This window comes from Bifidobacterium vansinderenii (assembly GCF_002234915.1).
Lineage (GTDB): Bacteria > Actinomycetota > Actinomycetes > Actinomycetales > Bifidobacteriaceae > Galliscardovia > Galliscardovia vansinderenii.
This window is the reverse complement of sequence record NZ_NEWD01000004.1, coordinates 206,293-231,797: the sequence shown is the minus strand read 5'-3', so window position 1 is coordinate 231,797 and position 25,505 is coordinate 206,293. Positions and strand designations below refer to the sequence as shown.

18 protein-coding genes and 1 tRNA gene are annotated in these 25,505 nt (G+C 62.2%); 17 read left to right on the top strand and 2 right to left on the bottom strand.

The genetic code is table 11. From position 1 onward, the window contains the following. Positions 1 to 55: 55 nt before the first annotated feature. The 6 genes from Tam10B_RS02010 to Tam10B_RS01985 all read left to right on the top strand — a co-directional run bounded on the left by Tam10B_RS02010 (position 56) and on the right by Tam10B_RS01985 (position 6,255). Positions 56 to 1,051, top strand: coding sequence for a DNA-directed RNA polymerase subunit alpha (locus Tam10B_RS02010; RefSeq protein ID WP_093959595.1), 996 nt, complete (start codon positions 56 to 58; stop codon positions 1,049 to 1,051). Between the two features lie 122 nt (positions 1,052 to 1,173). Then, entirely contained in the window at positions 1,174 to 1,686 is a 513-nt protein-coding gene (gene rplQ / locus Tam10B_RS02005) for a 50S ribosomal protein L17 (RefSeq protein ID WP_093959594.1), read from the top strand. Positions 1,687 to 1,837: 151 nt separating this feature from the next. Then, positions 1,838 to 2,752 carry a tRNA pseudouridine(38-40) synthase TruA gene (gene truA, locus Tam10B_RS02000; protein WP_093959593.1) on the top strand — a complete coding sequence of 305 codons (915 nt, stop codon included), beginning with the start codon at positions 1,838 to 1,840 and terminating at the stop codon, positions 2,750 to 2,752. A gap of 174 nt (positions 2,753 to 2,926) precedes the next feature. After that, the gene (locus Tam10B_RS01995) at positions 2,927 to 5,089 is read left to right on the top strand and encodes a circularly permuted type 2 ATP-grasp protein (RefSeq protein ID WP_093959592.1); all 2,163 of its coding nucleotides are present in this window, start codon (positions 2,927 to 2,929) and stop codon (positions 5,087 to 5,089) included. A gap of 183 nt (positions 5,090 to 5,272) precedes the next feature. Next, positions 5,273 to 6,079, top strand: coding sequence for a transglutaminase family protein (locus Tam10B_RS01990; RefSeq protein ID WP_093959591.1), 807 nt, complete (start codon positions 5,273 to 5,275; stop codon positions 6,077 to 6,079). Positions 6,080 to 6,166: 87 nt separating this feature from the next. Further along, positions 6,167 to 6,255, top strand: a tRNA-Ser gene (locus Tam10B_RS01985). 67 nt (positions 6,256 to 6,322) lie between these two features. Here Tam10B_RS01985 and Tam10B_RS01980 read toward each other — a convergent pair. Next, positions 6,323 to 7,195, bottom strand: a complete 873-nt coding sequence (locus tag Tam10B_RS01980) for a hypothetical protein (protein ID WP_143248500.1) — start codon at positions 7,193 to 7,195, stop codon at positions 6,323 to 6,325. Positions 7,196 to 7,460: 265 nt separating this feature from the next. Here Tam10B_RS01980 and nusA point away from each other — a divergent pair, with 265 nt between their 5' ends. The 7 genes from nusA (at position 7,461) to Tam10B_RS01940 (ending at position 18,327) form a co-directional block, all read left to right on the top strand. Continuing rightward, positions 7,461 to 8,489, top strand: a complete 1,029-nt coding sequence (gene nusA / locus Tam10B_RS01975; protein WP_093959589.1) for a transcription termination factor NusA — start codon at positions 7,461 to 7,463, stop codon at positions 8,487 to 8,489. Positions 8,490 to 8,792: 303 nt separating this feature from the next. Continuing rightward, complete coding sequence (infB, locus tag Tam10B_RS01970; protein ID WP_093959588.1) at positions 8,793 to 11,678, top strand: translation initiation factor IF-2; 2,886 nt, start codon at positions 8,793 to 8,795, stop codon at positions 11,676 to 11,678. 172 nt (positions 11,679 to 11,850) lie between these two features. Next, complete coding sequence (gene rbfA / locus Tam10B_RS01965) at positions 11,851 to 12,384, top strand: 30S ribosome-binding factor RbfA (RefSeq protein ID WP_093959587.1); 534 nt, start codon at positions 11,851 to 11,853, stop codon at positions 12,382 to 12,384. Positions 12,385 to 12,454: 70 nt separating this feature from the next. Further along, positions 12,455 to 13,897, top strand: a complete 1,443-nt coding sequence (locus tag Tam10B_RS13475; protein ID WP_408606621.1) for a tRNA pseudouridine synthase B — start codon at positions 12,455 to 12,457, stop codon at positions 13,895 to 13,897. Between the two features lie 151 nt (positions 13,898 to 14,048). Further along, positions 14,049 to 15,221 carry a riboflavin kinase gene (locus Tam10B_RS01950; RefSeq protein WP_093959586.1) on the top strand — a complete coding sequence of 391 codons (1,173 nt, stop codon included), beginning with the start codon at positions 14,049 to 14,051 and terminating at the stop codon, positions 15,219 to 15,221. Between the two features lie 182 nt (positions 15,222 to 15,403). Beyond that, the gene (locus Tam10B_RS01945) at positions 15,404 to 16,273 is read left to right on the top strand and encodes an SDR family NAD(P)-dependent oxidoreductase (RefSeq protein ID WP_158214094.1); all 870 of its coding nucleotides are present in this window, start codon (positions 15,404 to 15,406) and stop codon (positions 16,271 to 16,273) included. A gap of 341 nt (positions 16,274 to 16,614) precedes the next feature. Beyond that, a complete protein-coding gene (locus tag Tam10B_RS01940) occupies positions 16,615 to 18,327 on the top strand; it encodes a hypothetical protein (RefSeq protein WP_093959584.1) in 1,713 nt (570 codons plus the stop codon). A 132-nt stretch (positions 18,328 to 18,459) separates the two neighbouring features. Here Tam10B_RS01940 and Tam10B_RS01935 read toward each other — a convergent pair whose 3' ends face one another. After that, positions 18,460 to 19,026 carry a hypothetical protein gene (locus Tam10B_RS01935; protein WP_093959583.1) on the bottom strand — a complete coding sequence of 189 codons (567 nt, stop codon included), beginning with the start codon at positions 19,024 to 19,026 and terminating at the stop codon, positions 18,460 to 18,462. A 455-nt stretch (positions 19,027 to 19,481) separates the two neighbouring features. Between Tam10B_RS01935 and Tam10B_RS01930 the strand changes: the two genes are divergently transcribed. From Tam10B_RS01930 to Tam10B_RS01915, 4 genes are all read left to right on the top strand, one after another. Then, positions 19,482 to 20,708 carry an aspartate aminotransferase family protein gene (locus tag Tam10B_RS01930; RefSeq protein ID WP_093959582.1) on the top strand — a complete coding sequence of 409 codons (1,227 nt, stop codon included), beginning with the start codon at positions 19,482 to 19,484 and terminating at the stop codon, positions 20,706 to 20,708. A gap of 188 nt (positions 20,709 to 20,896) precedes the next feature. Next, positions 20,897 to 22,039, top strand: a complete 1,143-nt coding sequence (locus tag Tam10B_RS01925; RefSeq protein WP_093959581.1) for an iron-containing alcohol dehydrogenase family protein — start codon at positions 20,897 to 20,899, stop codon at positions 22,037 to 22,039. A gap of 68 nt (positions 22,040 to 22,107) precedes the next feature. Next, entirely contained in the window at positions 22,108 to 23,565 is a 1,458-nt protein-coding gene (locus Tam10B_RS01920) for a DEAD/DEAH box helicase (RefSeq protein ID WP_093959580.1), read from the top strand. 418 nt (positions 23,566 to 23,983) lie between these two features. Beyond that, entirely contained in the window at positions 23,984 to 25,501 is a 1,518-nt protein-coding gene (locus Tam10B_RS01915) for a polysaccharide deacetylase family protein (protein WP_093959579.1), read from the top strand. Positions 25,502 to 25,505 lie beyond the last annotated feature (4 nt).

Sequence of the window (25,505 nt, the reverse complement as noted above, 5' to 3'; positions counted from 1 at the left end):
CAACCCGCGAGAGCCGGTGCGTGCACAACCGGTTCGAGCTGAAAGGATAAGAAAAGTGCTTATTGCCCAGCGTCCGACCCTGACTGAGGAAGTCCTTAATCCCCAGCGTTCGCGCTTCACCATCGAGCCGCTCGAGCCTGGCTTCGGCTACACGCTCGGCAACTCGCTCCGTCGTACGCTGCTGAGCTCCATCCCCGGAGCCGCAGTGACGAGCGTGCGCATCGACGGTGCCCAGCACGAGTTCACCACGCTTCCGGGCGTGAAGGAGGATGTCGCTGAGATCCTCCTGAACCTCAAGAACCTCGTGCTGACGAGCGAATATGACGAGCCCGTCGTCATGTACCTGCGCAAGAACGGCGAGGGCGAGGCCACTGCCGGCGACATCACGCCTCCGGCCGGCGTCGTCATCTCGAACCCGGATCTCCACATCGCCACCCTCGCCGAGGACGGCTCCCTGGAGATCGAGTTCACCGTCGAGCGTGGCCGTGGCTACGTTCCTGCCCAGATGAACAAGCAGGAGACGGGCGAAATCGGTCGCATCCCGGTGGATTCCATCTACTCTCCGGTGCTCAAGGTCAGCTACAAGGTCGAGGCCACCCGCGTGGAGCAGCGCACCGACTTCGACAAGCTGATCCTCGACGTGGAGACCAAGCCGGCCATCTCCCCGCGCGACGCCGTGGCTTCCGCGGGTTCGACCCTCGTTGAGCTCTTCAGCCTCTGCCGCGAGCTCAACAACCAGGCCGAAGGTATCGAGGTTGGTCCGGTTCCGGTTGTGGAAGAAGCCAACCCCGAAATGGCGGTTCCGATCGAGGAGCTGAACCTCACCCAGCGCAGTTACAACTGCCTGAAGCGCGAGGGCATCTCGACGATCGGCGAGCTGGTCGCCCACACGGAGCAGGATCTGCTCGACATCCGCAATTTCGGTATGAAGTCCATCGACGAAGTCAAGGAAAAGCTGCAGGGCCTGGGCCTGTCGCTCAAGGCTTCGCCGCTGGGTCTCGATACCATCAATCTCGAAGGAGGCACGTTCTTCTCCCCGGAAGATGAGTGATCGCCCCGGCGAACTCGCCTGACGGGAAGACGAACGTCTTCCTTGAACAATAAGCCCCGTGCCATGCAGACGTTTGGGCCTCTGCCCTCCTGCGCCGGCACGGGACATAAGGAGTAATTACAATGCCTACACCCAAGAAGGGCCCGCGCCTGGCTTCCAGCCCCGCGCATGAGCGCCTGATGCTCGCCAACATGGCGACCAGCCTCTTCCAGAACGGCCGCATCACCACCACGCTGCCCAAGGCCAAGCGTCTTCGTCCGCTCGCCGAGCGCCTGATCACGTTCGCCAAGCGTGGCGACCTGCACTCCCGCCGTCGCGTGATGCGCGTCATCCGCAACAAGTCCGTGGTGCACATGCTGTTCACCCAGATCGCCGAAATGATGGAGCAGCGTGAGGGCGGCTACACCCGCATCACCAAGATCGCTTCCCGTCACGGTGACAACGCCCAGATGGCCGTCATCGAGCTCGTCACCGAGCCGCTGAGCGCCAAGAAGGCCACCGTTGCCGAGGCTGAGGCCGCCACCAAGGTTGCCGCCGAGAAGGAAGCCGAAGCTCCCGTCGCCGAGGCCACCGAGGCTCCGGTCGAGGCCGCTGCTGAGGCTCCCGCCGAGGAGACCGCCGAGAAGGCCGAGTGAATCACTCGCCGCAAGGCTAGGGCTCTGAACTAAGGCTCACAAGGTCGGAATTCGTTCCACGTGAACGGGTTCCGACCTTTTTGTTTGCCGTTTTACCGCGTGACCGCGGCGTATCCCTCCCTCGGTCGCCCCCTTTCGTCAGCATGGACGTATGCGTTTGAGGATTGATCTGGGATATGACGGCGGTGGATTCTACGGTTGGGCGCGGCAGCCCGAACTGCGTACCGTGCAGGGGGAGATCGAGGCGGCGATCCGCAAGGTGCTGCGCGTGCGCGCCGACGATCCCGATTCCCCCGAAATCCGTCTGGTGGTGGCCGGCCGCACCGACACCGGCGTGCACGCCCTGCATCAGGTCTGCCACATCGACCTTCCCGAGGACGTGATCGCGCGGGCCGTGGGCCACATGGACGTGACCCCGGAGATCGCATTGGAACGACGACTGCAGCGCGTGCTGCCCGACGACATTGCCATTCATCGCGTACGGCAGGCACCCGGCGGATTCGACGCACGGTTCTCCGCGCTCGAACGCACCTACGTGTATCGGGTGTGCGACAACGGACGGTTCGTCGATCCCCGTACCCGAGGATTCGTCGTCGCCATCGACGAGACGCTCGACATGGACGCCATGAACCGGGCGGCGGCGCTCACCATCGGTCTGCACGACTTCGGCTCGTTCGCCACGCCGAACCCGGGCGGTACCACCATCCGCGAGGTCAAGTATGCGCAGTGGCGTCGTGTGGATCCGGGCGTGATGCTGCACGGGGGAGCGGCCGACGGCGGATACGGCGAACCGGTGCCGTACGCGGAGTCGGGCCTGCTGTGCTTCACCATCGTGGCCGACGCCTTCGCACGCAACATGGTGCGATCACTGGTCAACGGATGCATGCAGGTGGGACGCGGACGCAAAAGCGTGGACTGGTTCGCGCAGAAGATGGCCGAACCCAAACGCGAGGGGTCTACCGGACCGGCCGCGGCCAAGGGCCTCACCCTCGAATACGTGGCCTACCCGCCCGACGACCAGCTCGCCGAACGCGCCCAGGCCATCCGCGCCGTGCGCACGCTGTGATTGCGACGACCGAGGGGAGCGCACCCCACCCACAACCCCGAAGCATATTGGAAACATTAGTGTGGGCTTCCGTTAACGGCGCGCGGCTAGGGTGAGACTGTTCTTACGGGAAGGCCGCATCACGCCTTCTCAGGTATGGCATGAAGCTATGGCGTGCAATGGGAGGAATGGGTAGTGATCGAGTCAAAAGCGCAGAAGATGGCCTCCGAGCTGGTGGACCGCAGGGCTGCGATCAATCGTGAGCTGAGCCGCAACGGCGTGCGGTTCGGCATCTACAAGAACGGCCAGTACCACGATCAGCTGTTCCCCTACGATCCGGTGCCGCGCATCATCGAATCCGACGAGTTCGACGAACTCGACCGTGGTCTGAAGCAGCGTGTGAACGCGCTGAACGCTTACCTCAAGGACATCTACTCCGACAAGCGCATCGTGCACGACGGGGTGATTCCCGAGGAGTACGTGTACACGTCCGAAGGCTACTTTCCGCAGGTCAACGGCGTGACGCCTCCCGGCGGCGTGTTCGCGCACATTGCCGGCGAGGATCTGGTGCAGGGCGAGGACGGCCGCTGGTGGGTGCTCGAGGACAATCTGCGCATCCCGTCCGGCGCCAGCTACCCGCTGTTCGTGCGCGACATCGAACGCAGGATCTCGCCGCGACTGTTCCGTGACGTGCGCGTGCGTGACAACCGCGCCTACCCGACGATGCTGCGCCGATCCATGGATTTCGTCTCCACCGAGGGCATCGCCGTGGTGCTCACGCCGGGCCGGTTCAACTCCGCGTTCTTCGAACACGCCTACCTGGCCGAGAAGACCGGTGCGGTGCTCGCGTTCCCCGAGGACCTGGAGGTGGAGAACAATGAACTGTACTTCATCGACTACTCCGGCAGGAAGCATCGCGTGGGCGTGGTCTACCGTCGTCTGTCCGACGAATACCTGGATCCGTTCGCGTTCAACGCCGACTCGGTGATCGGCGTTCCGGGACTGCTTGGCGCCTACCGCGCTGGCAACGTGGCCATCATGAACGCGCCGGGCAACGGCGCGGCCGACGACAAGGCCATCTACTACTTCGTACCGGCCATGATCCAGTACTATCTGCACGAGGATCCGATCCTGCACAACGCGCCCACCTACATGCCCATGTTCAACGAGGACCGCAAGACGGTGCTCGACCGTCTCGGCGAACTCGTGATCAAGGACGTGGCCGAGGCCGGCGGCTACGGCGTGGTGTTCGGCTCGAGCCTGGACGCACGCCAGCGCGAGGAGCTCGCCGACAAGATCAAGGCCGAGCCGCGCCGGTTCATCGCCCAGGAGGTCATCCAGTTCCGCGACATTAACGTGGTGGATCCGAACACCGGCCGCATGGAGCCGCGCAAGGCCGATCTGCGCGCCTTCGTGGTCACCGGACCGGACACGCACGTGTGGTATTCGGGTCTGACCCGCTACTCGTCGATCCCGGGCCAGATGATCGTCAACTCGTCGCAGGGCGGCGGATTCAAGGACACGTGGGTGCTCGCCGGCGAAGGCGAGTCGTTGAAGAACGACTGGGCCAACGAGCGCATCATCGCCGACTCCGAACGTCACAGCCTCGCGCTGCTCACCGCGTCCAAGGCCGACAACCTGTACTGGCTGGGCCGCTACACCGAACGCGTGTTCACCACGCTCACCCGGTTCTTCCCGTTCTATGATCAGGTGATGGACACCGACGTGGACGCGTTCCGCCCGTTTGCCCGCGCGCTCGACCTGCCGGAGGACTTCGAGGACTTCGACGCGTTCATCCACACGTTCCTTTACGACAAGAGCAACCCGAACTCGGTGCGCAGCGCCATGGACTGCGCGTTCAACAACGCGGTGATCCTGCGCCCCGAACTCACGTCCCGCGTGCTGCAGTACGTGGAGATGGCGCTGAGCAGCATCGCCGACGCGACCGCGCTGAGCTCCGACGCCGAGGACATCTACGCGCAGCGCGACGTGAACGACGATCTGCTCGCCTTCTGGGGTGCGATCGAGAACTCCACGATCGACCAGACGCTCAAGGCGTTCCTGTTCATTGGCAAGTATCTGGAGCGACTCGACCTGTACACGCGACTGTCGGTGTCCTCTGCCGAACTCAAGGCGCCGATCCGCAAGCTCGTCAACTACGCTATGACGCTCGACGGCCTGCCGGTGCCCGAATGCTTCGCCTCCGGCCTGCGCTGGCTCATCGGCCAGCTGCCGCAGCGCGGATACGCCGAGCTTGCGGAAACGCTCAAGAAGTTCCAGGAGGGATTCAGCGACCGCGTGACCGCCGAAACGTTGCGTCCGCTCACCGAAGTGAACACCATGAACCTGGCCCGCTAGCCGCTCTGGTTCGTCTCTGGCTCCCCTCTTTTTCTCTTCCCTAGCTGAGGGGAGGACCGAGGGGAAGCTTCCGAACCGCCGCCTCGCGTACCGGATGTGCACATCTGGAACACGAGGCACGTTCGTTTTCACGGGGAACTAGAATGAAAAAGGTTTGCGTCCGGCGCCCCAAGGAGAGAATCGTTGAAGAAACTGTATTTTGATTACGAGATGAAGCTGTCGTTCAGCTCGCCCGTGACCGATCATCGTTTCCAGCTCAGGTGCATTCCCGCCACGGGCCCGCGTCAGCAGGTGGTCGACACCAAGGTCGTCATCGATCCGCATGTGGAGGCCGAAACCGCCATCGATTCGTTCGATTCCGTGGTCATGACCGGCTTCATTCCCGAACCGCACACCCACTTCAACTATCGGGTGACCGGCATCGCGTTCGTCGACAATGCCAATATCAAGCCCGAGATCTACAAGCCGCTCTATCGTTTCGACTCGGCGCTCACCGTGCCCGGTCCGGCCGTCAAGGCGCTGATCGAACGGTGCAAGGACCGTCTGCGGTCCGAATACAATTCCGGATCCCCGATCGCCGTCGGCCAGGTGGTGATGGACGAGGTGTACAAGGCGTTCACGTACACGCCCAAGTCCACCACCGTTCGCACCACGGCCGAGGAGGCGCTCGCCCAGGGCAAGGGTGTGTGCCAGGACTACGCGCACGTGATGCTGTCCGTATGCCGCCACGTGGGTCTCACCGCTCGCTACATCGCCGGTCTGTTGGGCGGCGAGGGGGCCACGCACGCATGGGTCGAGGTGTATCACAAGGATCGTTGGATCGGACTTGACCCCACGCACAACCGTATGGTCGACGACAACTACATCACCATCGCCCACGGTCGTGACTATCGCGACTGCATGCTCGACATCGGTGTGTTCTGCGGTAATAATGTGCAGCAGGACCAGTGGGTCAATGCCTCCGTTCACGAGCAGGGCCCGCAGGTCTGAATCGTGCGCGACACTTCGACGACGCGATGATTTTGCATTGTCCGCAAAACGTGGCATACTAGTCAAGTTGTCTTTTGCGACAACGATGGATAAGTGTCCGAGCGGTCGAAGGAGCACGCCTCGAAAGCGTGTGAGGGCAACCCCCTCCGCGAGTTCGAATCTCGCCTTATCCGCCAACGAATCCCGGGATCATACGATTCCGGGATTTTTGTTTTCACGGCCGTCTTGTGACGGTCGGACGAACTACTTCAGCAGCGCCGTCTCCAGTGCGGGGTAGCCGAGATCGAGCGCCGTTGCGATATGTGCGGAAACAAGAGTGGAAATCACGGCGAGATCATGGGCTTCCGCATCGGTACGGCTCGACGACGCATCATCCGCAGTCGAATCGGAAGACGATCCCGACGATGAGGCGGAATCGGACTGCTTTCCGGTGCCGGCGCTCACCGCGTCCAATTCCTCCAAAGCGCAGTTCATCTCCACGACGGCGGAAGTGGCGGCCTTCAGCCCGTTCGTCGGATCGACCGTCTCGTCGGGATTGGCGATCAGCGAATCCACGGCATAGACCTTCTGTCGCGGATCCGACTCGTGCGCAACCACGGTGGCGAGAATCTGCGCGTTCGACTTGCGCTGATCGCTGAGCTTGTACATCGTGGCGTCCGCGCCATGACGGGCCGCAAGAATCTCGAACGCGAACCCGGCCCGATCCTCGGCCAACGACAGTCCCGCGGCGGTAGACGTGTCGACATGCAACGTCAGATCGTCGTCCAACGACGCCGACGACGCGGTGACGACACCGCCGATGCCGGTACGATCGGCCAGCGTATTCGCGGCATGGAAGGCCAGAGCACTGCGCACGGTACCCTCCGCGAAACGCTGCGGACACTCCACCGCGGCCGTATGCCACCGCGACTGCGCATCCGCGGCTGAAAACAGACGAAGATACGACGGCAACGCCGACTGATAGCGTTCCAGATCGCCGAATCCCAACGACAGTGCGCGCTCGCAGACGCTGAGATCGGACTCGTCGGTGCCGCGTCCGCTGATGCCGGGCACCGCGGCCGAGGCGGCAGGGGAGGGGAGTGCGGCAAGCAGACCCAGACAGCACATCAGCGACACGAACGCCGTGAGTATCGATGCGAATACGTTGGTAAAAGACGTGCGACGACCGAAAACTCGACGAATGCCGCGAACGGTACGACCACCATGGGCATCGGGAACGACAATTCCCCCTCGCAGGTCGCGTTCTCCGCCGCGGCCGGCCCCATCCCCGAATTCGCCGTAAGCGCATAGTGGTGTCTGCATGAAACGTTAGACTAATAGCCGTTGCAGACCATTTCGCGGGCAGGGTGCCCGCTATAACTTCATATGGGAGGTCTTGGGCATGGAATTGGACTTGGCAGGAATGCATCAGCTCGCTGCTGAGCAGGGAATAGATGCCGAGACTCTGGATAACGCACTGGCAGAAGCCCTGCGTCTCGCTTACCTGAAAACCCCTCATGCGGCGAAGCACGCCCGCGTGGAACTCGACGCCCGCGCCGGATCGTTCACGGTCTGGGCTCAGGACGAGATTCCTCAGGAACCCACGGAAGACAACCCTCATCCCGCTCCCCAGCTGGGTGAGGAGTACGACGACACCCCTCGTGATTTCGGCCGTCTCGCCGCCGCCACCGCTCGTCAGGTCATTACGCAGCTGTTCCGTCGCGCCGCCGATGAAAAGGTGTTCGGCGCGTTCTCCGGTCAGAAGGGCAACCTGATCACCGGCGTCGTGCAGCAGGATGCGAAGGATCCGGCCAACGTGCATGTGGCCGTGGGCGACGTGGAGGCGATTCTGCCTCGTCGTGAGCAGGTGCCGGGCGAGCGCTACCGTCACGGCGAGCGCCTGCGTGTGTATGTGGTGAACGTGGCCCGTGGCCTCAAGGGCCCGGAGATCATCGTGTCCCGTTCGCATCCGGAGCTGGTTCGTCGTCTGTTCGAGCGTGAGGTGCCGGAACTGGCCAGTGGCGCGGTGTCGATCATGTCGATCGCGCGTGAGGCTGGCGCTCGTACCAAGATCGCGGTGCGCGCCAATGCGCAGGGCGTGAATCCGAAGGGCGCGCTGATCGGCCCTGGTGGTTCGCGTGTGCGTGCGGTGATGGAGAACCTTGGTCAGGAGAAGATCGATATCGTCGACTGGTCGGCGGATCCGGCGCAGTTTGTCGCCGCCGCGCTGTCCCCGGCGCACGCCACCGAGGTGCAGGTCGTCAGCGAGAAGAACAAGACGGCGATCGCGTTCATCCATGACGATCAGCTGTCGCTGGCCATCGGCAAGGAGGGGCAGAACGCCCGTCTGGCCGCCAAGCTCACTGGCTGGAAGATCGGCATCGAGTCCGAGGAGGCCCGTGCCAGGAAGGCCGAGCAGGGCGAGCACTGAGCGACAGTGATCGCATCAGCGGCATGATATGAATTCGGGGTGGTTGTCGTCATTCACGGCTGCCGCCCCGATCGCGTATCGTGCCGTACGGTATGCGCGACACATCGGCGTTTTTCGCCGCCGTTGCAATCCATAGGGCTGAGTATGCTTGCAGCGGTACCTGAAACGGAGGGTGTAGTATGCCTTCTTTCAGCAAAGAACGAGGTAACACAACCATGGTCGCACGATGAGACAGGACATGTTCACCATCAGTGATCATTGATCGCGCGGAGCCATATGCGCGGTCGGGAATAGGAGATATTGGTGCCCAAAGCACGCGTATATGAATTAGCCAAGCAGTTTGGTGTTGACAGCAAGACCGTCCTTGACAAGCTCAAGGAAATGGACGAGTTCGTGAAGTCGGCCTCGTCCACCGTGGAAGCGCCCGTAGTGCGCAAACTCAAGGCTGCGTTCCAGCCTTCCTCTGAAAAGTCCGACAAGGGCACGCCGGCCAGGCCGCATGCCAAGCCGGCCCCGAAGCCGATGGCGAAGAAGCCGGTCCACTCCGGCGAAGACCGTCCGGCAGCCCCTCATCCCGCCCCGCATGCGCCGGCAGCCGCCAAGCCCGCGGCCCCGCACGCTCCGGCGGCCACCCCCAAGCCTCACGCAGCGGCGCCGACTCCGTCGCCGCGTTCCGCACACGCTCCGACCCCCGGTGATCATCGTGGCGCCCGTCCCCGTCCGCAGGGCGGTCGTGGCGCGGCCCCGCATCCTGGCGATCGTCGCGGTGCCTCTCCGCAGAACCACGGTGGACGCCCGCAGCCGGGTCGTTCTCAGAACCCGCGCGGACCGCGCCCCCATGGCGGCGTTCAGCCGGGCGGCAACGCCCCCGCCGGCGAGCAGCAGCGTTCCGCGGCCCCCACTCCGGGTCCGCGTCCGGGCAATAATCCGTTCAGCCGCAAGCAGGGTATGAGCGTGCCCACTCCGGGTGATATCCCGCGTCCGCATCCGATGGCCCGTCCGACGGTGAACAACAACCGTCGTGGCGGTCGCCCCGGTCAGGGCGGCAGGCCGACTCCGGGTGCTCGTCCGGGTCGTGGCGGTCAGGGCAGGCCGAACCAGTGGGGTCACAGCCGTCCCGGTCAGGGTGCCGGCAACGGCGCTCCGCGTCCGGGTGGCAACCGCTTCGGCGGTGCTCCGCGTCCGGGTGCCGGCAACGGTACGCCGACCAACGGTCCCCAGCAGGGTGGAGGTCGTGGCGGCCGCGGCGGTCGCGGTGGCGCTGCTGGCGCATTCGGCCGTCAGGGCAGCCGTTCCTCCAAGGCACGTAAGGCGCGTCGCGCAAGGAGGCATGAGTTCGAGGAGATGAAGGCACCCGTCATCGGCGGCGTGCGCATCCCCTCCGGCAACGGACAGACCATCAAGCTTCGTCAGGGCGCGTCCCTGTCGGATCTGGCCGAGAAGATCAACGTCAACGCGGCGTCCCTGGTCACCGTGCTGTTCCACCTGGGCGAGATGGCCACGGCCACGCAGTCGCTCGACGAGTCCACGTTCCAGATTCTGGGCGAGGAGATCGGCTGGAACATCAAGATCGTTTCCGCCGAGGAAGAGGACAAGGAGCTGCTGCAGCAGTTCGACATCGACCTCGACGAGGAAGAGCTGCAGGACGACGAGGATCTCAAGCCGCGTCCGCCGGTGGTCACCGTCATGGGCCACGTCGATCACGGTAAGACCCGACTGCTCGACACGATCCGCAAGACCAACGTCATCGCGGGCGAGGCCGGCGGCATTACGCAGCGCATCGGCGCCTATCAGGTGTCCGTGGACCTGAACGGCGAGCACCGCAAGCTCACGTTCCTCGATACCCCTGGCCACGAGGCGTTCACCGCCATGCGTGCCCGTGGTGCCGAGCTCACCGACGTCGCGATCCTCGTGGTCGCTGCCGACGATGGCGTGATGCCCCAGACCGTGGAGGCCATCAACCACGCTCAGGCCGCCAACGTGCCGATCGTGGTCGCCGTGAACAAGATCGATAAGCCGGGTGCCAACCCCGACAAGGTGCGCGGTCAGCTTACCGAGTTCGGTCTGGTGCCGGAGGAATACGGCGGCGACACCATGTTCGTCGACATCTCCGCCAAGCAGAACATCAACGTGGACAAGCTCCTCGAAGCCGTGCTGCTGACGGCCGACGCCACGCTCGACCTGCGCGCCAACCCGGATATGGACGCCCGCGGTGCCACCGTGGAAGCCCGACTCGACAAGGGTCGCGGCGCCGTGGCCACCGTGCTCGTGCAGCAGGGTACGCTTCACGTGGGCGATGCCATCGTGGCCGGCACGTCGTACGGTCGCGTCCGCGCCATGCTCGACGAGAACGGCAAGCAGATGAAGGAAGCCACGCCCTCCACCCCGGTGCAGGTGCTTGGTCTCACCTCCGTGCCGACCGCCGGCGACCTGTTCCTGGTCGCCCCGGACGATCGCACCGCCCGCCAGATCGCCGAGAAGCGTCAGGCCACCGAACGTGCCGCCCAGCTGGCCAAGCGCCGCAAGGTCGTCTCGCTCGAGAGCCTCAAGGAGCAGTTCGCCAAGTCCGAGATCGACATGCTCAACATCGTCATCAAGGGCGACTCCTCCGGTTCCGTGGAGGCGCTGGAAGACTCCCTGATGAAGATCGAGGTGTCCGACGAGGTCGGCATCCAGGTCATCCACCGCGGCGTCGGTGCCATCACGCAGAACGACGTGAACCTGGCCACGGTCGACAAGGCCGTGATCATCGGCTTCAACGTGCGTCCGAACCGTCAGGTGGCCGACCTCGCCGAGCGCGAGGGCGTGGAGATCAAGTACTACTCGATCATCTACAAGGCCATCGAGGATGTTGAGGCGTCCCTCAAGGGCATGCTCAAGCCGGAATACGAGGAGGTCGTCACCTCCCACTCCGAGATCCGCGAGATCTTCCGTTCCTCCAAGTTCGGCAACATCGCCGGCGTCATGGTGCAGGACGGCGAGGTCAAGCGTGGTACGAAGTGCCGTATCCTGCGCAACGGCGTGGCCACGGTCAACGACCTGGAGATCTCCTCGCTGCGTCGCTTCAAGGACGACGTCACCTCCGTCAAGGAAGGCTACGAGGCCGGTATCAACCTGGGCAACTTCAACGACATCCAGGAAGGCGACATCATCGAGACCTTCGAGATGCGTGAGGTTGAGCGCCAGTAGTGTTTCACAGGCTCCCCTCCCGGAGGGGAGCTGGCCGCCGGAGGCGGTCTGAGGGGAGGCTGAACGCCGTTAATCGTCGACGTTCGCCGCTTCACCTCAGACCGTTTCCCCAGCCGGCTCCCCTCCGGAGGGGAGCCGATTTGTATCTATTCGTTAGAAAGAAAGGGACATCATGTCCGGAACCAATCCTCGCGCAGTGCGCATCGCGGGACTGATCAAGCGCGTGGTCGCGCAGTCCCTCGAGCGTGAACTGCATGACCCCCGTCTCGCCGGCGTCACCATCACCGACGTTCGCGTGACCAACGATATGCAGATCGCTCGTATCTTCTGGACCCAGCTGGGTGACGACGGCAAGGAGAAGGGCCAGCGCCGCCGCGCAGCCCAGGCTCTCAACCAGGCCAAGGGACGTCTGCGCTCCCACGTGGGGCACAAGGCCGGTCTGCGCCTGACTCCCGTGCTCGAGTTCAAGTATGACGACGTGCCGTCCGAGGCCACCGAGATCGAAGACATCCTCACCGTGGCGCTCAAGCGCGACGCCGAGCTCGCTAAGGCCCGCGAGAACGCGCAGTACGCCGGCGAAGCCGACCCGTACCGTCACGACGAGCCGAAGACCGACGATGACGAGTTCGACGAGGACTCCGACGACGTCGAGGCCGACGACTCCGAGGACGAGACCCCCGAGGCCGACGCCCACTTCATGGCCTGAGCCCATTCGCATCGGCTCTCCTCAGAGAGGAGAGCCGGCGGTTATCTACAACGAGCAAGAAGGATTGATATTGGCAGCGCGTTCTTCTAAGACCTCGGACATCTCCGGCATCCTGGTGATCGACAAACCGCAGGGCGTGACCAGTCACGACGTGGTCGCCGCCGTGCGCGGCGCGTTGCACATGCGTCGTGTGGGTCATGCCGGCACGCTCGACCCGATGGCCACCGGCGTGCTGGTTGTCGGATTCGGCTACGCCACGCGACTGCTCAACTACATCGTCGGCGCGGACAAGACGTACGAGGCGACGATCCGTCTCGGTCAGCGCACCACGACCGACGACGCCGACGGCGAGGTCCTGCCGTGGGGGAGCGGCACGTCGCAAAGGCCCGACGATGCCGTGGACGACCTTGCAACCGCATCTGTCGGCGAATCCTCCGAAGTCGATGACGAGTCGGCCGATCATGAGCCGACACAGGACGAGGTCACCGTACGTTTAAGCGCACTGACCCGCGAGACGGTCGAGCGGACGATCGCCGAGCATTTCCTCGGCCGTATCGAACAGGTGCCCAACACGTTCTCCGCGATCAAGATCCACGGCCAGCGCGCCTACGATCTGGCACGCGAGGGCAAGGACGTGAAACTCGAGGCGCGCCCGATCACCATCCACGACTTCACGATCCTCGACTACGATGTGCCCTCGCCCGTTTCCTCCGTACTTCCGCAGAATGACGCCGTCACGCCGAACGACCTGACTGTCCTCAACCCATCTGTGCTCCCTCCGGGGGAGGGAGCTGTCACGTCGAACAACGCGACTGTCTCCAACCCATCCGTGATGCCGGGAGGCATCGTCGCGTTGAACGCCGTTACTGCCTCCGATTCTTCTGTGCTCCCTCCGAGGGAGGGAGCTGTCACGTCGAACGACGTGACTGAGGGAGGGATCACACCTCCCGCCGAACGCAACACCCCCCACCTCGACCTCACCGTGCGCGTCACCTGCTCCTCCGGCACCTATATCCGCGCTCTGGCCCGCGATCTCGGACGTGAACTCGGCGTCGGCGGCCATCTGACCCGCCTGCGCCGCACCCGCGTGGGCTCCTTCGATGCCGGTGCGCCGAACGTGGTCACTGCGCACACGGAGAACCGCACCTTCACCAACCGCGACGGCGAGACCATCACCCGAGCCAAGGCGATTCTCGACATTCCCGAAACGACCGTGCCTGACAAGGATAAGCCGTCGTTGAATACCGACGGTCACGCCGATCGCCGCACGGCACTGCTCTCCCGCATGATCGACATGCCACACGCCGCGCGTCTGACCATGCCGTGCCTCGACATCACTGCCGCTGAAGCACAGGAACTGCGGTTCGGACGTCGCATCGAGCACAAGGTCACGGAACCCACGGCGGCCATTGCGGGAGACGATCTCGCCGCCATTATCGAGCGCGCCAACTCCCATCAGTCCAAGCCGGCCGTCGTGTTTCCGGCGGTGTCGGCTGCATCGGCAGGGGAGTAGCGGATGATCGGCCTGTGGTCGGAAGGCCGCTGCCGAGCCGTTATCGTAAGCTTGAACATCGGAAAACAGGAAGCGTGTGAAACACGCAGCGTGAAATGTGCCACGTGAAACCAAAACATTGTGGGCACACGGCAATACGGAATGAGGAACCATGAAGATCACCACACTGATCCCCGACACCGAAGGCATGCTGGCATGGCCGCCGTTCGGACAGAACAAGCGAACCGTCGTGGCCGTCGGCAGCTTCGACGGCGTGCACAAGGGACATCAGGCGGTGCTCCGCCGCGCGGTCGACCTAGCCAAGAGCTACGGCGCCATCTCCGTGGCCATCGTATTCGATCCGCGTCCGTCCGTCGTGCACGAGTATGCGGCCGCGCATGACGGCGCGGAACTGCCGAACGATCAGGAGTATCCGGACACCGACGCGCTGACCGGCATTGACCGTCGACTCAAGCTCATCGAGGAGACCGGCATCGAACACGCGCTCGTGGTGCGCTACACCCTCGAGTTCGGCGCCAAGTCGTACCAGTACTTCCTCGGTCAGATGGTCGGCAAGATCGGCCTGCACACGCTGGTCATCGGCAAGGACGGTCGCATGGGCGCCGGACGGGTCGGCGACGTGAAGGCCATCGACTCTGTCGCTCAGGCCACGCGCATGTTCCAAGTGGATGTGGTCGACGACCGCGGTCCCGGCGAAGTGCGCATCCCTCTGGACGAGAACGCCTCGCCCGAGGCGGCCGCTGCGCTCGCCCGCGTGAACGACCCCGACTCCGGACTCACCAAGGCCGAGCGTCGTGCGCTGAGCAAGAAGACGCCGAACCGTCTGGTGCGCGCGTGGAGCTCATCGTACGTGCGGTTCCTGCTGTCGCAGGGCATGGTGAAGGCCGCGGCCGACATTCTGGGCCGTCTGCACGCCGTTGAGGGCGTGGTGATCGGCGGCAAGCAGCGCGGACGCACGCTCGGATTCCCCACCGCGAACGTGGCCAAGGACGTGCACGGCTACATGCCCGCCGACGGCGTGTACGCAGGTTGGCTGATCGACACCGATCCGCAGACCGGCGAGGAGCGTCGATACGCCTCCGCCATCTCCATCGGCACCAAGGAGACGTTCGACGAGCCCGAGGCCCGCGTGCTCGAGGCGTACGCGATCGCCCCGGTCGACGCCGACGGCAACGCGGAATGGCTGGATCTGTACGATCACACCGTGCGCGCCGAATTCGTGGAGTTCCTGCGCCCGCAGGTGCACTTCGACTCCGCCGAGGCGCTGGTCGCCGAACTCAAGCGCAACGTGGAGCAGACCAAGACCATCTGCGCGCAGGCCTGAGCCATCGACTGCGGGCCCTGAGCCATCGGGTACGGGCCTCGGTGCGATCACGTGGGCCGGGTTCAGTCACGTGGCTCGGGCGGTCCGCGTGACCGGTACCCGTGCCACGTGACCGCACACCGGCGCATGTGCATAGACTGGTGCATACCAATGAAATGGCGAGGAACAAAGGAGTGCTGGCCATGAGGAACATCATCGTCGTCACCGGGGCATCAAGCGGCATGGGCCGTGAGTTCACGCATCAGATCGCCTACTGGGCGTCGGTCGGCCGCGTGGCCGCCGACGAGATCTGGGTGATCGCCCGACGTCGCGAACGACTCGAGGAGCTTGACCGTGCCGTGCCGATCCCCGTTCGTCCGCTGGCACTGGACCTCACCGATCCCGACGACATCGACGCCTACCGTCAGCTGCTCGCCGAGGAACGGCCGAACATCACGATCCTTGCCAACTGCGCCGGATTCGGTGCGATGGACCACTTCGAAAACGTGCCGCTGCGGACGCATCTGAACATGGTCGACCTCAACATCAAGACGCCCATCGCCATTGTCACGCACAGTCTGCCGTACATGCGCGCCGGCGCCCACATGATGAACCTGTGCTCGATCAGCGGATTCCTGCCCTGCCCATACATCAACGTGTACGCGGCCACCAAGGCGTTCATGGTCAGCTGGTCGCGCGCGCTCGGCCGGGAACTCGCCTACCGGGGTATCAAGGTCACGGCGGCCTGCCCGTACTGGGTGCGCACCGAATTCATCGAACGGGCGCAGGGGAGCGGCGGTGCCGGGATCCGCAAACGGTCGGGTGGAAACTCGTCTGTGCTCTCATCCCCATCATCCAAGGAGCAGCCGTTCACCAACTTCATCGGCATCATGGACGCGGATGCCGTGGTCGGGCACATCATCAATGACATGTTCCGCGGTCGCGCTCTCTCACTGCCGGGTCTGCCGGCCAAGGCTATCTTCGCCGCCACGAAGCTGTTCCCGGCCCGCACGCTCATGTGGTCCCAGCTACGCCTCCAGCACCTCGACGGCTCGCCCCAAGGACACGAGTAGCTCAGGCACCTGTGCGCTCCCTCCGTGGAAGAGAGATATCGGGCGGATGTATGACTGAGGGGGCACGAGATTCACAATTTCTGATTGCGGGACTGGTGGAATCGCAATGAAAATCGACGTACCGTTCAACCGCCTTACCGCTTAACTGCTCTTTCCGACGTGTCGTGGCAGTTCTTAGGTTGGAGTCCAACGGACATCGACTTCTACGCCGTTCATCACTCCTCGAACGGCTTTAGCTGCTGTAAAAACTATGGTTGAAGCATTGTTTTCCTCTTCGGATTGCGGGCTTGCTACCCATTATGCTTAAGATTAGTTGCTAGTTCAACTGAGGGAGAAGAACAATGGCGTTGAATACCACGCAGCTGGAGCGCTACTACAACGCGTCCATCGGAGAAGTGTATGGGGCGATGAAACATTATCTGGAATCAGATCAGTCTCGTTTTGTCTTGAAGAATGTCGATGATCTGTCCTGCTCGTGCACGTTTTCATCCGGTATCAGCATGACTACGTGGGGTGAGAATCTGACGGCTTCGGCTGTACCTAGCGGAGATGGTGTCCTTGTCAAACTGACTGTGGCCGGCAAACTCGGATCCACGGCAGCTGGCTTTCAAAACGCGCACAACGTTGCAATCGCGGATGAGTTCTTCTCTGGGGTATCTGCAACTCTTTCCGCGGACAGAACGGTAGAAGTGTCACAGAATCCTGAGCAACAGGTAACGGCTAAAGCAGATACGACATTATCCGAAGATTCTACGGAGCGTCAGCAGCCATCTCTGATGCAGGAGAATCCTATGGTCTCAGAAAGAGAGACTGATTCCGCGGAATCCCTTACTTCGGCAGCGATACCAGTAGCTGCCGAGTCCGGTACCCCTACCACGCAAGAGAATCATTCACTGAAGAACAAAGGAATATGGGATAGACATAAGCTGCAAATCACAATTGCCGCAATTGTAGTGGTGGCCGTTGTAGTGGTTTCCACAGTTGCGTTTGTCGCGTTGCGGAATAATCAAAGTGATGATGATCTTGTTGTCCAGAAAGTGGCTTCTGCTTGTAACCAAGATAATAAGGTTGCAGTCTTAACTGAAGGAAACTACTCGAATAAGCCTGCTTTACAAATGGTGTGGAGAAATACGGATGACATGAAAATAGTAGAATGCATCGCTAACCATACTAATATGGATGACGATATAGTGTATGAAATTGGTGATTCGCACACATCCAAAGATAATTCATCAAGAGTATGGGGTAACTGGGTCATTTCGTGGACCGTCGACGACGAAACGGAGGCGGTTGATATGACGATTCGATATTTGGGGGATGATTCTGCTGCTAAATCCAAGGCTAAAGAAACGTCCTTGGCTAATGAGCAGCAGAGGAAATCAGCAAATGCCCAGTCTCTAGTGTTTGATTTAAGCTGTTATGAATCCGCCTCTGATTCAGATACGTCGACAGGGACAAGGATTGCTGGAGTAACCAGTAGCAATTACGAGGATACCGTCTGGAAGAAGGATGTACTTGTTACTTGCCATACGACAGGCTCATATCCAGCTGGTACTGCGGATAATATGAGCGAGGACGAAAAGGAAGCGATGATAGATGCTTATGGGACGGTGAATAAAGATATTAGCTCTTTGGGTGTTCTGTATAGTCTTTGTGCTTCTACTGCATTTGTAGAAATGGGAATGCAGACGATGACCTCCGACCAAGCAAAAGAATTGGTAGCAGCACTTACGTTGTGTCCCAGCCATCCACGAGCAGATGAGATAAAGCAGAAAGCCGAAAAGGATACGGCTAGAGAATCGGAAGTTGCTTCTAAGCGTCAGCAGGGGATGATCAAGGATGATGGAACCTATAAGGTTCCATCTGAGATGTCTACTGGTACTTGGAAAACCATGAGTGAAAAGGTCTCGAATTGCTACTGGGAAATGCAGGATGCAAATGGCCAAATTTATGACAATAATTTTGTGTCCGCAGGAATTGCTCAGACAATCACGATTCCTAATGATGTAGCCGGGTTCAGTTCCCGAGGATGTGGTGTCTGGGAGAAACAGTAGTGGTATAGATACGCTCCCGTAAATGCGTGAATAGCGCGAGAGCCGGCCCCCAAGATACTCGGGGCGTCCGGCTCTCACTTCCATTTCCCCAGCGGGGTTGGCTTACTTTGAAGTATACACGGCCTGACGATGTCAGTCACCGTCGATAAGTACGGTTCGCACACAGCTGAGGAAGCTGCCGTACCTCTCCGTGCCGGTTCGGGCGTCGCCATAGGCCCCCAGCAGCTGATCGGGGAGCCAGAGCCTTGCGTCGGTTTCACCCGCTTGGAGTTCGACGCGAATTGCGCTGATGAATCCGCGGCTGCGCAGACCGTCGATGAAACGGATGTCGTTTCTATCCTGCGAGGCTTCGCGCCGTTCAAGCACGAGCGTGTCCACGCCGTATTCTGTTTCCAACAACGGGAGAAGACATTCCAAACATTTGCGTCGGGCTCGTTCGGCGGTATTCCAACGGTCCATGGGCACGGCGGCTACGATGACATGATCAAGGTTCATGGCGTCGATTGCGTCAATGACTTTGCCTCGCAATGAAGGTCGCATATCTCGCCAATGTAGTTTCTTTGCGCCTTTGGGCTTGAGTGAGGCCAGCCTTTGCCGGGTCAGGGTCTCTGCATCGTCGCAAACGCATGCTCCCATCAGGTACATGGGTGAGGGAACGCCGGTTTTCCTGACGCTTTCATCTCCCCAAGCGGTTGCCATGTTTTACCTCTTCTGCGTGATACGGACAATGGTTCGATGGTACCGAATATTGATGCTGAGAGACGCAGGCGCGGCACTGTGCCCCATGGACCAGAATGCAAAACGCAAAATGCCGAAGATATGTCCCAATTTCTAGAAGTCTCACATTATTGCAAGCTTGTGCACGATATCAACTTTCGGTGAGTGCCACATTTCCGGTTCCGTTATGGTTTTTTTTGGGGGGGGCGGAAGATCATGCTTCCGCGCCAAGTTTGGACATCAAGTCCAATCCAGTTGTCGTTATTGGACGATCCACCATCATGCCGTCATGCGTGCGTCACACAATCACGCGCGGAGGGAAACACGCAAACCTTAGAGTTTGAGCCGTACAGCAACGGTACGGCACCGCCATCCGACCATTCGCGACCCACTCATGATCGCGGCCGGGACAGCGCCATGGCGATAAGGAGCATGAGATGAAGCTTGCGGAAACTGGACTCTCCCAGGATGAGCTCAAGGGACTCGTCAAGAAGTACATGATCGAAACCTACGAACGCTACGACTTCGTCGCCGAACGTGCCGAAGGCATGTACATCTACGACCCGGACGGCAACGCCTACCTTGACTTCTACGGCGGCATCGCCGTGAACAACGCCGGCAACTGCAACCCCAAGGTCGTGGCCGCCATCCGCGACCAGGTCGGCGACATCATGCACACGTTCAACTACCCGTACACCATCCCGCAGGCGCTGCTCGCCAAGAAGGTGTGCGACCTGTCCGGATTCGACAAGATCTTCTACCAGAACTCCGGCACCGAGGCCAACGAGGTGGCCATCAAGCTCGCCCGCAAGTACGGCATCGACCACTTCGGACCGCACAAGTACGAGATCCTCTCCGCGCTGCACTCCTTCCACGGCCGCACGTTCGGCGCCCTGGCCGCCACCGGCCAGCCCGGCTCGCTCGCCCAGGACGGCTTCGGCCAGATGACCCCGGGCTTCGCCTACGCCGAGTTCAACAACCTCGACGACTTCAAGGCCAAGATCACCGACAACACCATCGCCATCATGGTCGAACCCGTGCAGGGCGAAGGTGGTGTGCACCCGGCCACACAGGAGTTCCTCGAAGGCCTGCGCAAGCTGTGCGACGACAAGGGTCTGCTGCTCATCTTCGACGAGGTGCAGACCGGCTGGGGCCGCACCGGCTCCCTGTTCGCATGGCAGGGCTACGGCGTGGAGCCTGACATCTTCACCATGGCCAAGGGCCTTGGCGGCGGCGTCCCGATCGGCGCCATGGTCACCAAGGACCCGATCGCCGCATCCCTGACTCCCGGCACGCACGGCACCACATTCGGCGGTTCGCCGATGTGCACCGCCGCCGCGCTTGCCGAGGTCGACGAGATCGTCAGCCGCAAGCTGCCCGAGAACGCCGCCACGATCGGCAAGTACTTCATCGAGAAAGGCAAGACTCTGCCACACATCAAGGAGAGCCGCGGCCGTGGTCTGCTCGTCGGCTTCGAATTCGACGGCACCGTCAACGCCGTGGACATCAAGCATGCGGCACTCAAGCGCGGACTGCTCACCACCGCCATCGGCGACAGCATCATCCGCTGCATCCCGCCGCTGATCGTCACGAAGAAGCAGGTGGATCAGGCACTCGAGATCCTCACCGACTCCGTGAACGCCGTCGCCGCCGGCAAGGAGTGACGCCGATCATCGCATCGATCATCATGCCGTGAGCGGAGGGATCCGCATATGCCATGGGGTTTCTCCGGCCGAATAGATCGTATAGATCGTATAGATCGTATAGGCCGGGAACCCCACGCTTGTCTCTCCATTCACGCCGGTCTATGCTGGAAACCGTGGCGACGACGCCGCAGATTGAAGGGACCATCATGCTCAAGTTTTCCGTACCGCAGAACATCATCGTCGACTATGGTGGCGTGAGCCGACTCGGCACGTACGCCGGCGAACTCAAGATGACAAACGCGTTGATCATCGCCGACCCGTTCCTGGCCGACGCGCCCCTCGCCAAGCAGGCCACCGATTCCCTCGACGAGGCCGGCATCAGCCACGTCATGTTCACCGATGTGAAGCCCAATCCCACCGCGGTGTGCGTGGACGAGGCCGTCGCGCTGTTCAAGGAGCACGACTGCGACTCGATCATCGCCATCGGCGGCGGCTCATCGCTCGACGTGGCCAAAGCCGTGGGCGTGGTCGCCAAGTTCGGCGGCGAAATCGGCGACTACGAGGGCATGAACACCGTGCCCGGCCCGATCGTGCCGTTCATCGCCATCCCCACCACCGCCGGCACAGGCAGCGAGGTCACCTCGTTCTCCGTGATCACCGACGAGGCGCGCAACTACAAGCTCACCGTCGGCAGCAAGCTCCTGCTGCCCGCCTACGCGATCCTCGACCCGGGCGTGCTCGCCACCGTTCCCGCCCGCGTGGCCGCCGCATGCGGCACCGACGCCATGGTGCACGCCATCGAATCGTTCACCAACACCGTGGACAGCACGTTCTCCGGCATGTACTCGCTCGAGGCGCTGCGCCTGATCGGCAAATACCTCAAGCGCTTCTACGCCCGCCGCGACGACGCCGAGGCCGCGCGAGGCATGATGGTCGCCGCCACCATGGCCGGCATCGCATTCGAATCCACCAGACTCGGACTCGTGCACGCCATGAGTCACCCGATCTCCGCGTTCTTCCACGTGGCGCACGGCGAGGCCAACGGCCTGCTGCTGCCCAGCGTGCTCGAATTCAACGCGCTGGCAGACAAGGGCCAGTACGAGCTCATGCACGAGGCGCTGTTCCCCGACGTCGAATACACCGACACCGACGACTTCGTCTACGAGATCCGCTCCCTGCTAAGCGCGATCGGCATCCCCGACACGCTCGAAGCGGCTGGCGTGGACCGTCCGGACTTCCTCGCCGTGGTGGACCGCATGACCCACGACGCCATGGCGTCCGGCAATATCGCCGTCAACCCGCGCGCCGTCACCCCGAGCGATGTGGAGGCGATCTACAGGGCGCTGTAGCCGTACCGGGCGCTGTTCCCGTTCGCGCCCCGCATCACCGCCTCCGGGTGCGGGTACCATAGCGATCTATGCTGCAATCCGAAGCCCTCGCCATCCTCAACGCCGGCGCCAACGTGTTCCTCACCGGTGCGCCCGGCGCCGGCAAGACCTATGTGCTCAACGAGTTCGTCGCCGCGGCGCGCAAGGCGGGCGCTTCGGTGGCGGTCACCGCGTCCACCGGCATCGCCTCCACGCACATCAACGGCCAGACCATCCACTCGTGGAGCGGCGTCGGCGTGAGCACGTCCCTCGAAGAGGCCACGCTCAAACGCATCCGCACACGACGCCGCAAGGCCATCGACGCCACCGACATCCTGGTGATCGACGAGGTATCGATGATGCACGCCTGGCTGTTCGACATGGTCGACCGCGTCTGCCGAGAACTGCGACGTGACCCGCGGCCGTTCGGCGGACTGCAGGTCGTGCTGTCCGGCGACTTCTTCCAGCTGCCACCGGTCAGCCGTTCGGGACGCAACAACGACGTGGTGGCACCCACCGAGGAGTTCCTGCGATCACGCGAGGAGTACGCGCGGCGAGGACTGGACCCGGAAGGGTTCGTCACCGAATCGCTGGTGTGGGAGTCGCTCGCGCCCACGATCTGCTACCTGACCGAACAGCATCGTCAGGACGACGGCCAACTGCTCACCGTGCTCACCGACATTCGCGACGGCGGCGTGACCGACGCCGATCGCACCGTGCTGGGCGGACGCATCGGCATGATGCCCGAACCGGGCGTGGTGGCCACGAACCTGTTCCCCACGAACCGTCAGGCCGACGCGCTCAACGATCTGCGGCTGAACGAGATCGACGACGAACCGCACGGCTTCCACGCCACATCGGCCGGCAGCGCGCAACTGGTGGAACGGCTGAAGAAGAACATGCTCGCCCCGGAGCATCTGATCCTGAAGACCGGCGCCGCGGTGATGGCACTACGCAACGACGCGGACCGGCAGTACGTGAACGGTTCGATCGGCACGGTGACCGGCTTCTCCGACGAGAGCAAGGGCGGCTGGCCGATCGTACGGTTCGAGAACGGCAATATCGTGACCATGAAACCGGCCGACTGGGAGATGATGGACGGCGAGAAGGTACTTGCATCCGTCAGTCAGGTGCCGCTGCGCTGCGCGTGGGGCATCACGATCCACAAGTCGCAGGGCATGACGCTCGACCGTGCCGTGATGGACCTGCGTCGTACATTCGCGCCCGGCATGGGCTATGTGGCGCTCTCCCGAGTCGAGGCGCTCGACGGTCTGTACCTGCATGGCCTGAACGAACGTGCGTTCCTCGTCTCGCCCGACGCCGTGATGTTGGACTCCCAACTGCGCGAGGCCTCCGACGATGCCGCCGCGCATCTGGCTGCCAACGGCCCGGACGCGTTCAATCCGGTTCTGCTTCGGCGCGCGGCCGCGGATGCTGAGTTCGGTGGTGCGGCATCCACTACGCCCGCCAACCCTGACGACGAATTTGCTCAGGACGCCCTGTTCTGAAGTCTCATCTGGGGCGGTACCGGCTGAAGCGATACTCTGATCCGCGCTGCACGGCGTTAATGAACGGCTATCTGCCGTTTGTGAGGTTCTTCGCATGGGTTGACAATACCTAACCTTGATTTGTGAGGTCCTTCGCCAAGTAGAGACTGTCGTTTATATTGCATTTTTCGATAGTTTGTTGTGGAAAGCTGTCTTGGTGGCCCTTAATCACGGTGCCTATGAAGCGAGCCCGCCGAACAAAGGACCTCATAAATGCGGGTTAGGTGGCGGAGATGTCGCTGATCTGTACCACAACTACGAGATAGGTCGTCATGATGCCAATCGCGGTGCGGTCTTGGTCTGCCGTCATTCTGGTTGATATGGTGAAAAGAAATTGTGTCCCCGGCAGCTCGCTACGCTGACGAAGGAGGGGGATCTCATGAGAGATGAGCATGACGCGGACTCCGCCGACATCAACTCGGGCGACTTCGATTCATTGGCCAGTCAGTGGGCGGACGTCACCGGTCTCTCTGACGGCGGCACCGATGACATGGCCTCGGAAGACCGGCACGATGCTTCCGCAGACATCACCGCTTCTGCCCGGCGCCTGCCCCACAGCCGTCCAAAGCCACTACTCATCGCGTTCCTCTCCGTGTTCGCCGTGCTTGCGCTGATCGCCGGCGTCACGATCGCCCGTGGCGTGGCCGATTTCCGTGCGCAGGCGCATGCCGAAGCGTTGCGTTCCTGCCAGAGCGCGCAATCGAAATACGCCACCACGGTCACCACCTACACCGCCACCATGAAAGCCGCGCGCGAACTTGGCAAGACCCCGTCCGACGACGTGGCCAACACCAAACTGCTCGACATGCTCAACGATCTCGCCGGCACCAATGACAGCTCCGTGATCGGCCTGGACCTCAATGCGCTCAACGAAAGCCAATGCTCGGGCAGCGCCGGCATCGACGACCTCAATACCCTTGCCGGATCGTTCAATGACGCCATCACTCCCATGTTCAAACGCACCGGCGAAGTGCAGTATGCGGCCGACAATGTGAAGGCCAGCATCGAGGATCAGAAGTCCGTCAACGTGCGGACGCGACTGTCGTATCTCGTGTCCACCGCGCAGACCGTGCTCGACGTGTCCGCAGGTAAGGTCGATGAATCGTTGCGCACCGCGCTATCTGGTGCGATCGATGCGGCAACGGCGTTGCAGAAGACCAACAATCTGACCGCGGAATCCACCAAGGGCGTGATGGCCGATCTGCAGTCCGCCACCGACGCCGTGCGCGACGCGATGCCGCTCGACTGCCGGCTGAGCAAATGCGTGGCGCTCACCTTCGACGACGGGCCGGACAAGACGAACACGCCTAAGGTGCTCGACGCGCTCAACAAGGCCGGCGTGCCCGCCACGTTCTTCGTGCAGGGACAGAACATCACCGGCAGCAACGTGGACCTGCTCAAACGAACAGCCGCGGAAGGACACGAAATCGGCAGCATGTCGTGGTCGCATACACAGCTGCACGCACTGTCGGCCGGCGACCTCAAAACTAGTCTTGACAAGACCTCCGATGCGATCGAAAACGTGACCGGCAGTCGTCCGACGCTTCTTCGGGCACCGGACGGTGCGTGGAGTGACACTGTGCTGAACCAGGCCAAGGCCGATGGTATGAGTCTGGTGCTGTGGAACATCGATTCGCAGGATTGGAAAAGCCGGGACGCCAACGCCACTGTGAAGCAGGTGGTGGATACCACGTTGAGCGGGTCCATCGTTGACCTACACGACACGTATGGCAGTACGGCCAGGGCGATTCCGCAGATCGTGAAGCGGCTGCAGGACCAGGGATATCATTTCGTGACCGTGAGCAAGCTCCTCGAAGGCGGCGCCCGACCCGGCGAGATCTACTACTCCGCAGGCGATTCCGACGCCTATGCCGGTGGAGTGCTCGCAGACCGGTAGGTTT